This is a genomic window from Oleiagrimonas sp. MCCC 1A03011 (genome assembly GCF_003267965.1).
Classification (GTDB): Bacteria; Pseudomonadota; Gammaproteobacteria; order Xanthomonadales; family Rhodanobacteraceae; genus Oleiagrimonas; species Oleiagrimonas citrea.
Genome location: NZ_MSPY01000007.1, coordinates 96368 through 109651, shown reverse-complemented (window position 1 = coordinate 109651; position 13284 = coordinate 96368). Strand labels below are relative to the sequence as shown.

The 13284-nt window shown below is 65.6% G+C and carries 11 protein-coding genes; 5 read left to right on the top strand and 6 right to left on the bottom strand.

All coding sequences use genetic code 11. The features are described 5' to 3' along the window. Positions 1-9: 9 nt before the first annotated feature. Positions 10-1023, bottom strand: a complete 1014-nt coding sequence (locus BTJ49_RS13325; RefSeq protein WP_113065903.1) for an N-acetylornithine carbamoyltransferase — start codon at positions 1021-1023, stop codon at positions 10-12. Between the two features lie 359 nt (positions 1024-1382). Next, a complete protein-coding gene (locus BTJ49_RS13320; RefSeq protein ID WP_113065902.1) occupies positions 1383-1922 on the bottom strand; it encodes a glycine zipper 2TM domain-containing protein in 540 nt (179 codons plus the stop codon). Positions 1923-2090: 168 nt separating this feature from the next. Between BTJ49_RS13320 and cysS the strand changes: the two genes are divergently transcribed. Both cysS and BTJ49_RS13310 read left to right on the top strand, forming a co-directional pair. After that, positions 2091-3470, top strand: coding sequence for a cysteine--tRNA ligase (gene cysS / locus BTJ49_RS13315; RefSeq protein WP_113065901.1), 1380 nt, complete (start codon positions 2091-2093; stop codon positions 3468-3470). 45 nt (positions 3471-3515) lie between these two features. Continuing rightward, a complete protein-coding gene (locus BTJ49_RS13310; protein ID WP_113065900.1) occupies positions 3516-3953 on the top strand; it encodes a SufE family protein in 438 nt (145 codons plus the stop codon). A gap of 104 nt (positions 3954-4057) precedes the next feature. On the opposite strand, the gene dksA is transcribed toward BTJ49_RS13310, so the two are convergent. Further along, on the bottom strand, positions 4058-4549 hold the full coding sequence (dksA, locus tag BTJ49_RS15850) for an RNA polymerase-binding protein DksA (RefSeq protein ID WP_113065899.1): 492 nt from the start codon (positions 4547-4549) through the stop codon (positions 4058-4060). 37 nt (positions 4550-4586) lie between these two features. Here dksA and BTJ49_RS15845 point away from each other — a divergent pair, with 37 nt between their 5' ends. Genes BTJ49_RS15845 through BTJ49_RS13290 form a run of 3 tightly spaced genes read left to right on the top strand, consistent with a single transcriptional unit; the run spans position 4587 to position 6425 of the window. Next, entirely contained in the window at positions 4587-5285 is a 699-nt protein-coding gene (locus BTJ49_RS15845; RefSeq protein ID WP_206098423.1) for a hypothetical protein, read from the top strand. 35 nt (positions 5286-5320) lie between these two features. Next, the gene (gene yidD, locus BTJ49_RS13295; RefSeq protein WP_240601840.1) at positions 5321-5587 is read left to right on the top strand and encodes a membrane protein insertion efficiency factor YidD; all 267 of its coding nucleotides are present in this window, start codon (positions 5321-5323) and stop codon (positions 5585-5587) included. After that, positions 5580-6425, top strand: coding sequence for a M23 family metallopeptidase (locus tag BTJ49_RS13290; RefSeq protein WP_113065898.1), 846 nt, complete (start codon positions 5580-5582; stop codon positions 6423-6425). Before yidD ends, BTJ49_RS13290 begins: the two co-directional genes overlap by 8 nt. Positions 6426-6469: 44 nt before the next feature. On the opposite strand, the gene BTJ49_RS13285 is transcribed toward BTJ49_RS13290, so the two are convergent. The 3 genes from BTJ49_RS13285 to BTJ49_RS13275 all read right to left on the bottom strand — a co-directional run bounded on the left by BTJ49_RS13285 (position 6470) and on the right by BTJ49_RS13275 (position 13224). Further along, positions 6470-7411 (bottom strand): 5'-nucleotidase, encoded by a 942-nt coding sequence (locus tag BTJ49_RS13285; RefSeq protein WP_113065897.1) that lies wholly within the window; start codon positions 7409-7411, stop codon positions 6470-6472. A 188-nt stretch (positions 7412-7599) separates the two neighbouring features. Beyond that, positions 7600-8358: an NAD kinase gene (locus BTJ49_RS13280; RefSeq protein ID WP_113065896.1), complete on the bottom strand. Its 759-nt coding sequence runs from the start codon at positions 8356-8358 to the stop codon at positions 7600-7602. Positions 8359-8397: 39 nt separating this feature from the next. After that, a complete protein-coding gene (locus tag BTJ49_RS13275; RefSeq protein WP_240601839.1) occupies positions 8398-13224 on the bottom strand; it encodes an NAD-glutamate dehydrogenase in 4827 nt (1608 codons plus the stop codon). Between the last annotated feature and the right edge of the window lie 60 nt (positions 13225-13284).

Sequence of the window (13284 nt, the reverse complement as noted above, 5' to 3'; positions counted from 1 at the left end):
GCGCCGCCCTCAGTCCTGACTGACCAGCTTGGCCATGATCGCCTTCTGCACGTGCAAGCGGTTCTCGGCCTCGTCGATAGCGATGCATGCGGGCGAGTCCATCACTGCGTCTGTGGCCTTCACGTTGCGACGCAGCGGCAGGCAATGGCTGAATACCGCGCCGTCGGTCATGGCCATCTTCGCCTCGTCAACGATGAAGTGCTTGTGCGCGTCACGGATCGGCTTCTCGGCCTCCCAGCGACCGAAATACGGAATCGCACCCCAGCTCTTGGCGTAGACGACATGCGCGCCGTTGTAGGCATCCTCGATGTCGTGGCTCATGCGGAAGCTGCCGCCTGCCTCGGCTGAGTTCTTCGCGCCGATGTCCATGTAGCGCTCGTCGAGCGCGTATTCGGGAGTCGGACAGAGTAGTGTCACGTCCATGCCGAAGCGCGTGGCGATGGTCAGCGCCGAATTGGCAACGGCGGTGTTCAGCGGCTTCGGATGGTAGGTCCAGGTCAGCACGTACTTCTTGCCGCGCAGATCGGCGGTGCCGAAGTGTTCCTGCAGCGCCATGATGTGCGCCATCTCCTGGCACGGGTGGGTGATCGTTTCCATGTTGATCACCGGCACCGTGGCGTACTTCGCGAAAGACTTCAGCACGCGGTCCTGTCGGTCGACCTGCCAGTCCTGGAACTTCGGGAAAGCGCGCACGCCGATCATGTCGACATAGCGGCTGAGCACGCGCGCCACCTCGGCAATGTGTTCCTCGGCCTCGCCGTCCATCACCGAGCCGACCTCGAACTCGATCGGCCACGCGTCCTTCCCCGGCGACAGCACGATGGCCTTGCCGCTCAACTGGTACGCGCCCAGCTCGAAACTGGTGCGGGTGCGCATCGACGGATTGAAGAACAGCAGCGCGATGGAACGCCCCTCGAGCGCGCGACCCTGCGGCGAACGCTTGAACGCGGCGGCCTGCGTCAGCAGCGCGTCGAGGTCGTCGCGGGACCAGTCCTGGGTGTTGAGAAAGTGGCGAAGGCTCATGGGATATCCGTCTGCGGGGAATTTTCGTGGGCCGGAAACAGGAAAACCCGGCGCGGGGCCGGGTTTTCGTCGTGATCGTCGAACAGCACGCGACAGCCTACCCGGCCGGGAAGAAACCTTCCGGTCGGCGCGCACGCGAGGTCATGCCGGCGGCCATGCGGGCGCTGGTCAGGATCACGGGAGCGGGAACGAAGGAAGGCTTCACGTACAGTTCTCGGGAAATCGAACGCATAGAAGTACACGATCGGCCCACATCGCGCAAGATGCCTCGTCGGCGCAGAAACCGCAGATGCGAAACGGCGCGCGCTTCCCGGAGGAAACACGCGCCGCGGAAAACGTTGTTACGTGCGTGAGCCGGATCAGTCGACCGGCGACACGCTGATACGGATGCGCAGACGGTCGCCCGGATCGTAGTCCAGGCGCGACACGTAGACGTCGCCGCGATAGCGATACTCGACGTTGTAGCCGACCACGTGACGCTCCTCGCTGACCGAGTTGATGTTCTGGCATCGGGTCTCGGTGCCTTCGTAGGTACGTGTACCGCCACCGCCGACGCGATTGCCGATGGCGCCGCCAGCGACGGCGCCGGCCACGGTCGCGGCCTTGCGTCCGTCACCCTTGCCCACGGTGTTGCCCAGCACACCACCGACCACGGCGCCCAGCAGGGCTCCGGCCGCGCTGCTGTGACGCTCCTCGCGCACGACTGGCTGGTTGTAGCACTGCTGCTGCGGCTGGTTCACCTGGACGGTGCGGTAGATCGGATCGACGCGCAGTACATCGGCCCAACCGTAATGAGTATTGCCGTTGCCCTGCCCAGGCGGGGGAGGCGGCGCATTCTGGGCGAACGCGGCGGCGCTGGAGAGCATGGCGATCAGCAGAAGAACAAAAAGCTTTTTCATGGAGGACCTCGGACTGCCGCGACGGTTTCTCCCGTCGTGCTTGTCGTTTGGTCGCATTGCACCAAATCCCGCCTGAATGAACGCTTAGAACCTCTGCGCATGTGCCCTGCGCAGGGACGAATTGCTAAGATGGTCGGAACGTTTTTTCCGTGACGGACCACCGCTGCCATGCCCATCCGCCTGCACAACACCCTGACCCGGCGCGTCGAGCCCTTCCAGCCCCTGCATCCGGACCAGGTGACGATGTATCTGTGCGGACCGACCGTCTACAACTACGTGCACATCGGCAACGCGCGCGGTCCCGTAGTGTTCGATGTGCTGGTGCGCCTGCTGCGCCGGCACTACCCGAAGGTGGTGTTCGCCCGCAACATCACCGACGTCGACGACAAGATCAACGCCGCCGCCCGCAACGCCGGCGTGCCCATCGCCGAGATCACCGACCGCTACGCCGCCGCCTACCGCGAGGACATGGCGCGCCTGGGCGTGACCGCGCCGGACATCGAGCCGCACGCGACCGCGCACATGCCGCAGATCATCGCCATGATCGAGCGCCTGATCGCCGACGGCCACGCCTACGCGGCAGAGGGGCACGTGCTGTTCGACGTGTCGTCCTACGCCGAGTACGGCGCGCTGTCGGGACGCTCCACCGAGGAGATGATCGCCGGTGCACGCGTGGAAGTGGCGCCGTACAAGCGCAATCCGGCCGATTTCGTGCTGTGGAAGCCCTCCAGCGACGACCTGCCCGGCTGGGACAGCCCTTGGGGACGCGGCCGCCCCGGCTGGCACATCGAGTGCTCGGCGATGAGCGCGGCGCACCTGGGCGAGACCATCGACATCCACGCCGGCGGCGTGGACCTGACCTTCCCGCACCATGAGAACGAGATCGCGCAGAGCACTTGCGCGCACGGTGGCGCAGTATTCGCGCGCTGGTGGCTGCACAACGGCATGCTGACCTTCGGCGGCCGCAAAATGTCCAAGTCGCTCGGCAACGTGCTGGAATTGCACACCCTGCTCGACCAGCACCCGCCCGAAGCACTGCGCCTGCTGCTGCTGAAGGGGCACTACCGCCAGCCGCTGGATTGGACCGACGAGGCGCTGGAACAGTCCGTGCGCACGCTCGACGGCTGGTACGGCGTGCTGCGCGACCTCGCCGACGTGCAGACCGACGAGGTCGTGCAGCCGATCCCCGAAGCCATCGAGCAGGCCCTGTGCGACGACCTGAACACGCCGATCGCGCTGGCCGAACTGTCGGCGCTGGCCGACCGCGCGCGCAAGGCCGAGGGCGATGAGGCGCGCAAGGCCGCCAAGTCCGCCCTGCTCGGTGCCGGCGCGGCGCTGGGCCTGCTGCTGCAACCCGCCGAGGAATGGTTCCGTCAGGGCGCGGACACCGTCGACGCCGAACAGGTCGAAGCGCTGATCGCCGCGCGCAACGAAGCACGTGCCGGCAAGGATTGGGCGCGCGCGGACGCCATCCGCGACCAGCTCGCCGCCATGGGCGTGAGCATCGAGGACGGCGCCGACGGCACGCGCTGGAGCATGGCGCGCTGAGCTTGCGCGTTTTCGCCCGCGGCGCGTCTGCGCGATAATGGCCCTATGAACGACACCGCACTCAGCGCCGCAGAAGCGCAACAGGACATCGCCGACGAGTTCGCCTTCTTCAGCGACTGGAGCGAGCGCTACCAGTACCTGATCGATCTCGGCCGCAAGCTGCCGGAATTCCCCGAATCGCTCAAGCGCGAGGAGTTCCGCGTGCACGGCTGCCAATCGCAGGTCTGGCTGGTGCCCGAAGGGGACGCCGCATGCATGCGTTTCCGCGCGATCAGCGACTCGGCCATCGTCTCCGGCCTGATTGCCCTGGTGCTGCGCGTCTACTCGGGCCGCAGTGCGCAGGAGATTCTCGATACTGAACCGAGCTACATCGAGGCCATCGGCCTGGCCAAGCATCTGTCGCCCACCCGCTCGAACGGACTGGTCGCGATGCTGAAGACCCTGAAGGGCTACGCGGCCGAAGCACTGGCCGACGTGGCCTGACGCTTCCGCGCGTCGAACGCTCGCCGCGTTCGCTCAAATAAACAGAAAACGAAAAGCCCCGCGCGAAGCGGGGCTTTCGTCATGCAGGAAGCGCAATGTCGCGATCAATCGCCCATCTGTTTCTGCAGATGCTCGCGACGTTCCTGTGCGTCCAGCGACAGCGTCGCGATGGGACGCGCTTCCAGACGCTCGACGCCGATCTCCTCGTCGGTCTCCTCGCAGAAGCCGTAACGGCCTTCCTCGATGCGGCGCAGGGCCTTCTCGATCTTGGAGATCAGCTTGCGGTAGCGATCACGCGTGCGCAGTTCGAGCGAATTCTCGGTCTCGCGCGTGGCGCGCTCGGCCTCGTCGCCCACGTCACGCACTTCGCCACGCAGGTTGTCGATGGTCTGGCGCGATTCCTCGACCAGTTGATCGCGCCAGGTCCGCAGCTTGTCGCGGAAATACGCGAGTTGCCGGGGATTCATGTACTCCTCGTTGTCGCTCGACTTGGGCTTGTAGCCCTTCGGCAGATCGATGACGACGGTGGAAGGCAGCGCATAGCGGCCGTCTTCCTTGGTGACACTGGGTTCGTTGTTCGGTGCGACAATAGCCATTCGTGGACGTTCTTTCAGACTCTGCTTGCCCTTGCCCTTGCTCGAGACCTTCGACGGCGATGCGGCCTTGCCGGCCGATTTCGCCGTCGCGGCGCTGCGGCGCGGGGACGGGGACTTGGTGGAAGCGGACTTCTTCGAAGCCGCCTTGCGTGGGGTGGATGTCTTGCTGGCGGCCTTCTTCACCGCCGTCTTCTTGCCGGCGGCCGATTTTCCGGTCGCCGTCTTGCGTGTGGAACTCTTGCTCGCGGCCTTCTTGACGGCGGTCTTCTTGACTGCCTTCTTGGCGCTCTTCTTCACCGCGCCCTTTTTCACGGCCGTCTTCTTGGCCGCGCTCTTCTTCGTGACCTTTTTCGCCGCCGCCGTCTTCTTGCCGGCTGCAGCCTTCCCGGCGGCCGTCTTTTTCACGGCGGACTTCTTCGCCGCAGGCTTTCTGGCCGTGCTCTTCTTGGCCGTTGCAGCCTTCTTCGTCGCGGACTTCTTCGCAGCCGCCTTCTTGACGACCTTCTTCGCCGCGGTCTTCTTCGCGGTCGACTTTCCGCTCTTGGCGGCCTTGGCGGTGCTGGCCGCTATCGTGCGCTTGCGAGTTTTCGCGTCCCCATCGCGGGTCGCGGACTTGGTCTTGCGTGCCTTGCTGGAGGCACTACGCGTTGATTTCGCCATGCTCCCTCACCATTGTAGGTCGGCGGCCCGGTGTTATAGCCTAGTTCTCCGACACCAGCAACTGCCCTTCGGTTGATCTCCGGACAACTGTCGGATGCCCCCCGGAAACCGATCTTGACCCGCATCATCCTTTTTCTTCTCGCCCTCTACAAGCGGCTCATCAGCCCCTTGCTCGGGCAGCGTTGCCGATTCCATCCCACATGCTCCGACTATGCCCGCATTGCCGTCGCGCGATTCGGCCCCCTGCGCGGAAGCATACTCGCTCTCTGGCGCATCCTGCGCTGTCAGCCGTTGTGCAGCGGCGGCATGGATCCGGTCCCGCAAACCTTCACCCTAGCGCGTTGCCGCGCTCCGGAAAAGGACATACCGCATGAATGAGCGGCATACACGTCTTCTCACCAGCCTGTCGCTGCTCGCGCTCATCGTCATCGCCGGCCCGGGACGCGCGCATGCGGCGAACATCCGCCTGCCTCGCGAGGTGCCGCAGGGCGGACTCGTCATCGGTCATGTCCTGCCCTCCTGCCACGTCTCGTATGCAGGGCAAGAGCTCCGCATCGGCAAGGATGGGCGTTTTGCCTTCGGCGTCGGCCGCGACACGACGGGACCGCTCACGGTCGACACGCGGTGCCCCGGCCAGCCGCCGCAGACCCGGCACATTGCCGTACGCGAACGGACATGGCCGACCGAACGCGTCAACGGTGTTCCGCCGAAGACCGTGTCACCGCCCCCTGCCATCGCCGAGCGCATCGCGCGCGAACGCAAGCTGGTGGCGGAAGCCCGCACGCGCAATGACGCGCGCGAGGATTTCGAGCACGGTTTCATCTGGCCCGTGCACGGCCGCATCAGCGGCCGGTTCGGCAGCCAGCGCATCTACAACGGCAAGCCACGCGCGCCGCACTCGGGCGTGGATATCGCCGTGCCGCGCGGCACGCCGGTAAAAGCACCCGCAGCGGGTGTGGTCACGCTGGCAAAGCGGCTCTACCTCAGCGGCAACACCGTCATCATCGATCACGGCTTCGGCATCAGCTCGGTGATGCTGCACATGGAAAAGCTGAAAGTGAAACCGGGCCAGCACGTCCGTCAGGGACAGGTCGTCGGCCTGTCCGGCATGACCGGACGCGCCACCGGACCGCATGTGCACTGGGGCATGAACTGGTTCGGCGTGCGCATGGACCCACGCACGGTGGCACGCGAGCACCCGGCAAGCGGATCTTGAATCGCTATCGAAAAAATCAAGTAAATAACTGAAATAAAACAGCTTTAGTCGACATCTTCGTCGGCATTCGACACGCCATGCGGGACATGGCCCGTGGCAACATGGCGGCGCGTGGACTCGACATTGACGGGCGAATCGTCGAAGAAAATGTCGGCTCCGAAGGCATCCAGGAACGGTCCCTTGTCGCGTCCGCCGAGGAACAGCGCTTCGTCGATGCGCACCCCCCACCGGCGCAGCGTCAGGATCACGCGCTTGTGCGCAGGTGCCGAGCGCGCCGTGACCAGCGCCGTACGGATCGGCGAATCCTCGGCGGGGAAAGCGGCCTGCAAGCGGTGCAGCGCGGCCAGGAAACCGCGGAACGGGCCGACCGAAAGCGGCTCTTCGGCGCGCTCGGTCTCGCTGCGATGGAACGCCTCCAGCCCCTCTTCCCGCGACACCCGTTCGCCTTCGTCACCGAAGATCACCGCATCGCCGTCGAAGGCGATGCGCAGCTGCTCGCTGACCCGCGGCGGCGCGATCGACGGCAGGATGGTCGCCGCCGCGACACCCGCACGCAGCGCCCGCGCCACGTCTTCGGCGTTGGCGGACAGGAACAGGTCCGCGCCGAAGGGATGGATGTAGTCCGAAGTCGGCGCGCCACTGGTGAACGCCGCGCGCGCAATGCTGAGGCCGTGATGCTGGATCGAATTGAAGATGCGCAACCCGGTGTCGCCGGAATTGCGTGACAGAAGAATCACTTCCACCGGAGGCTTGTCGCCACTGAGGCGATTGAGGCCCAGCAGCTTCTGCACCAGGGGAAAGGCCACGCCGGGCGCGAGAATGTCGTTCTCGTGCTCGATCTGATAGGCGCGGTAGGCATCCAGCCCTTCGCGCTCGAACAGTTCGTGACTGTCACCCATGTCGAACAGCGCGCGCGAGGAGATCGCCACCATCAGGCGGTCGTCTCGGGCCGAGGTCGCGGAATGGGCGTTGGGTAGCTGGCTCAAGGTGCGTCCTGCGTCAGGCATGGATGGGGAAGTCGAGCATCACGGCGGTCGGGCATTTCATGCATCGTGCGTGTGATCGCATCGCGTCGAACACGGCTGCAAAACCATCCGCTCGGGAAGACGGCGTGACGGCACCCGCAAACCTGCTTCATGCAAAGTGTAGTGCGACGCCCCGATGACCGCGAGGGTCAGAGCAGAAACTGCTCGTCCAGGATGCGCTGCTCAAGGTTGTGCTCGGGATCGAACAGCAGACGCACCGCATGCTGGCCGGACTGCCGCACCTCCACGTTGAGCACGTTGCGTACCTCGTGGTAATCGGCCGTGGCGCTGACCGGCCGCTTGTCCGGGTCGAGCGTGCGCAGTCCGACACGGGTAGCGTGCGGAAGAATCGCGCCGCGCCAGCGCCGCGGGCGGAACGGACTGATCGGCGTCATCGCCAGCACGTTGGCATCGAGCGGGAGAATCGGACCGTGAGCGGAAAGGTTGTAGGCGGTGGAGCCGGCCGGCGTGGACACCAGAATGCCGTCACAAACCAGCTCGTCCAGCTTCTCGTCGCCATTGAGCGTGATACGCAAGTGCGCGGCCTGGTTGCTCTGCCGCAGCAGCGAGACTTCGTTGAAGGCCAGTTCGACGCACTCATCGCCGTCGGCAGTGGTCGCACGCATCTCCAGCGGATACAACACCGCTGGGTGCGCGCGCGCGAGACGGGCTTCCAGATCGTTGTCGCGGTACTGGTTCATCAGAAAGCCGACGCGTCCCAGCTTCATGCCATAGAACGGCTTGCCCAGATCCAGATGCCGATGCAGCGTGCGCAGCATGAACCCGTCGCCGCCCAGGGCGACGATGACATCGGCCTCCTGCGGCGGCACGGAACCGTACTGGGCTTGCAGGCGCTCGGCCGCCTCGCGGGCGGGCGGCGCCTGGCTGGCTACGATCGCAATCTGCATCGGCAACGGTCCGGTCGGCGGCAACCTGCCCGAGCTTACTCAGTCGAGCTGCATCTGCGCCAGTTGCGCCAGGCGACGCACCGCGACCGAAGCGATCGGGTAATCGGCGTTCTGGGTCAGAATGTCGGCCAGCATGGCGCGAGTGTGCTTGAGCGTCGGATCGTCGCGATCCAGCCATACCGAGACCGCCTCCTGCCCGTAGCGGTCACCCGCGTAGCCGAGCACCTGGGCGGAAAGTGCGCGATGCTGATGACTCAACTCCTCGAGCAACGAACCGCGCGCCTGCGCATGCCAGCTGCTTTCCACCGGAAGCGCCTCGACCTGCCCGCGCAGCCAGTCCAGATCCAGTGCACCGGCCAGACCGAAGAACACACTGGCGACCTGTTCGACCGGCTTGCCGCTCTGCATCGACACCTCGATCATGTCCAGCCCCGAGCGCAGCAGCGGAATGCGCGCCAGACGCAGCGCCAGATCGGCCGGCATGCCCAGACCTTCCCACTTCTCCTTGCCCGCTTCGAAGTCGGAGCAACCCGTCGGCGTCAATGCCTTCGGCAGGGCCTCACGCAATGCGTTCATGCCCGGCTGGTAGCGCTCGACGTTGGCGGCAATATCCAGCGTGCCGCCCGGACGCGTCAGCAGCCAGCGGGTCAGGTGGCGCAGCAGACCCCAGATGTGCAGCTTGGCGTCGATCTGGGTGTCCTCGGCAACCTTGCCATCCATCACCTCGATATCGGCCCACAACCCACGAGCGTCGAGAATCTCGCGCGCGGCGGTGAAGGCCTTGGCGATCGCCGCCGGACCCTGGCCGGTGTCCTCGGCCATGCGCATCATGAAGGTCGCGCCCATGCGGTTGATGGTCGAGTTGGTCACCGCCGTGGCGATGATCTCGCGTTTCAGGCGATGGCGCTGCATGTGCTCGGCATACGGTTCGCGCAGCGGCTCGGGGAAGTAGCGCTCCAGCTCGCGCGACAGATACGGATCCTCGGGCACGTCCGAATCCAGCAACTGCTGGAACAGCTTGAGCTTGTCGTAGGACAGCAACACTGACAGCTCCGGCCGGGTCAGGCCCAGGCCACGGGTCTTGCGCTCGGTCAGTTCGGCATCGCTGGGCAGCGACTCGACCTGGCGGTCGAGCAGGCCTTCCGCTTCCAGCGTGCGGATGAAGTGCGCCATCGAGCCGATGCGCTTGGCCGCCATGTGCTCCATCATGGTGATGGCATAGTTCTGGCGGTAGTTGTCCCACAGCACCAGGCGCTCGACCTCGTCGGTCATCGCCGCCAGCTGCTCGTTGCGGCCGTCCGTGTCCAGCTCGCCGCGATGCACGGCATCGCCCAGCAGGATCTTGATGTTGACCTCATGGTCGGACGTGTCCACGCCGGCCGAGTTGTCGATGAAGTCGGTGTTCAGCAGCACGCCGTTCAGCGCGGCCTCGATGCGACCCTTCTGGGTCAGGCCCAGATTGCCGCCCTCGCCCACCACCTTGCAGCGCAGCTCGTTGCCGTCGATGCGCAGTGCGTTGTTGGCGCGGTCGCCGGCGTCGGCGTGCGTCTCGCTGGACGCCTTGACGTAGGTGCCGATGCCACCGTTCCACAGCAGGTCGGCCGGCGCCTTGAGAATCGCGTTCATCAGCTCGTTGGGCGAAAGCTGTTCGACGTCATTGCGCAGACCCAGCACCTTGCGCACCGGTTCGGACACCGGAATCGACTTCGCCGAACGCGGCCAGACGCCGCCCCCCTCGGAGATCAGGCTCTTGTCGTAGTCCTCCCAGCTCGAACGCGGCAGCGCGAACATGCGCTCACGCTCGGCGTACGAGGTCGCCGCGTCCGGATTCGGATCGAGGAAGATATGGCGATGGTCGAACGCGGCCAGCAGGCGGATATGGCGCGACAGCAGCATGCCGTTGCCGAACACGTCACCGGACATGTCGCCGACGCCGACACAGGTGAAGTCCTCGCCCTGGCTATCGCGACCGAGTGCGCGGAAGTGGCGCTTGACCGACTCCCAGGCGCCCTTGGCGGTGATGCCCATGCCCTTGTGGTCGTAGCCGTTGGAACCGCCGGAGGCGAACGCATCGCCCAGCCAGTAGCCGTGATCGATGGCGATGCCGTTGGCAATGTCGGAGAACGTTGCCGTGCCCTTGTCGGCGGCGACGACGAGGTACGGATCGTCGTCGTCGTGACGCACCACGTCCTGCGGCGGCACGACCTTGCCGTCCATCAGGTTGTCGGTGATGTCGAGCAGGCCCTCGATGAACATGCGGTAGCACGCCACGCCTTCGGCCTGGATGTCCTCGCGCTCGCCGCTCTCCGGCGGCTGCTTGACGAAGAAGCCACCCTTGGAGCCGACCGGCACGATGACGGTGTTCTTGACCATCTGCGCCTTGACCAGACCCAGCACCTCGGTGCGGAAGTCCTCGCGGCGATCCGACCAGCGCAGGCCGCCGCGCGCGACCGCGCCGAAGCGCAGATGGATGCCTTCCACGCGCGGCCCGTAGACGAAGATCTCGCGGTACGGCACCGGCTTGGGCGCATCGGGCACCAGCGAGGAATCGAACTTGAAGCTGATGTAGTGCCGCGCGGCGCCGTCCGGACGCTGGAAGTAGCTGGTGCGCAGGGTCGCGCGGATGACGTCCATGTAGCTCTTGATGATGCGCTCGTCATCGAGGCTCGCGACGCCGTCCAGCAGCACCTTGATGGCCTGCCAGTAGATGTCGATCTGTGTGGCGCGATCCTGCCGCAGCGCACCGACCACGCGGTTGATGAAGCCGGCGCGATCGACCGATAGCGACTGCGGCACCAACACGTCCATCTCGCCGCGGAGCTGCTTTTCGTGCGCCGCCAGGGTGTCCTCGTCACGCTGCTCGCGGCGCGGATCGAACTTGGCATTGAACAGCTCCACCAGCAGATTGGCGATGCCGGGATAGCGGTTCAGCGTCTCTTCCATGTAGCTCTGCGAGAAGGCGATGCCGACCTGCTGCAGGTACTTGCAGTAGCCGCGCAGCATGGCGACCTGGCGCCAGTGCAGCAGCGCGCCCAGCACCAGGCGGTTGAAGCCGTCGCTCTCCGCGTTGCCGCGCCAGACGTTCTCGAAGGCGCCCTCGAAGTGGCCACCGACCTGATCGACCGGGAACAGCAGATCGCCGTCGGGACGCACCTCGAAATCCTGGATGAACAGCCGCGCATCGTCCACCTGCATGTCGTAGACGTGCTCGGTCAGCACGCGCAGACCCAGGTTCTCCAGCTGCGGCAACATGTCCGACAGCGGGATGTCCACGCCGCGGCGGTAGACCTTGAAGCGCAGCTGATCCGGCTGCTGCTGCGGCCGGTAGAACGACATGCGCACGGCCTGATCGTCATCGAGCTGCGCCAGCGCCTGCACGTCGGCGGCGGCGACATCGGCGGAAACTTCCTCGATGTAGCCGGCCGGAAGCGCGGCGCCGTAGCGATTGGCCAGCCCGAGACCTTCGATTTCGCCCAACTCGTGCACCAGGCTGTCACGAAGATCGTCCTGCCAGTTGCGCACGATGCCGACCAGCTCCTCCTCGAGCGCATCGGTGTCGACGGCGGGCGTGTCGCCCGGCATCGGACGCACCACCACGTGCAGGCGCGCCAGTGCGGACTCGCCCATCAGCACGCTGGAATCGAGCGAATCCCCGTGCAGCGCGTCGCACAGCATGCGCTCCAGACGATGACGGACGGTGGTATTGAAGCGCTGACGAGGAATGAACGCCAGACAGGAGAAGAAGCGTCCGTACTGATCGCGACGCACGAACAGACGCGGACGGGCGCGCTCCTTGAGCTCGAGCACCCCCATGGCCATGTCGAACAGTTCCTCGGGCGAGCCCTGCAGCAGCTCGTCGCGCGGCAGCGTCTCCAGGATATGGCGCAACGCCTTGCCGGAATACGCATTGCGACGCAGGCCGGAACGGCGCATCACCGATTCGTACTTCAGGCGCACCAGCGGCATGTCCTGCGGACGCTTGGTGTAGGCCGTCGAAGTGAACAGGCCCAGGAATCGCTGCTCGGCGACCGGACGGCCCTCGGCGTCGAACTTGAGCACGCCGATGTAATCCATGTAACCGGGACGGTGCACGCGCGAACGGGCGTTGGTCTTGGTCAGGATGATCGCGTCCATGGCGCCGGACTGCGGCAGGCGCGATGCCGCCAGCGTCTTCAGCGAACGCGGCGCGGTGGCGCGGCTGTCGTCGCGCAGGATGCCCTGCCCCGAATCCTTGACGGTGCGCAGCACCTCGTCGCCATCGACATCGGCGACCTCGTACTCGCGGTAGCCGAGGAAGGTGAAGTTGTCGTCGGCGGCCCACCGCAGGAAGGACTGCGCTTCGGACACCGCCGCCTCGTCCAGCGGCAGTTCGCGGCGCGGCAGATCTTCGGAGATGTCGAGCATCATGCCGCGCATGCGCTGCCAGTCCTCGACCGCCAGGCGCACATCCGACAGCGAGGCTTCCAGTTCGTCGCGCAGGCGCTCGCAGGCGTCGTCGTCGGCCAGCCGATCGATCTCCAGGTGCATGATGGACTCGTGCGGCTGGTCGATGCCTTCCTGACTCAGCTCCTGCAATGTGCCGTCCGTCTCGCGCAGCACCGCGAAGACCGGGTGCGCGACCATGTGCACGTCGAGCTCGGCGCGGGCCACGGCCATGGTCAGCGTGTCGACCAGGAATGGCATGTCGTCGGTGACCACCTGCACGGTGGTGCGAAGCCCGCCCCAACCGGCCTGCTCGCGTATCGGGTTGAAAATGCGCATATGTGCACGCCCGTGGAACGGACGAGTCGCCATGAACCCGTGCAGTTCGAGCAGCAGCGCGGCCCATTCCTCCGGCGCATGCTGATCGCGATCGATCTGCGCCATCCGTGAGAAGAACCCGTCGCTCAGCACCTGCAACTGCGCCAGATCGACTTCTTTCGACTG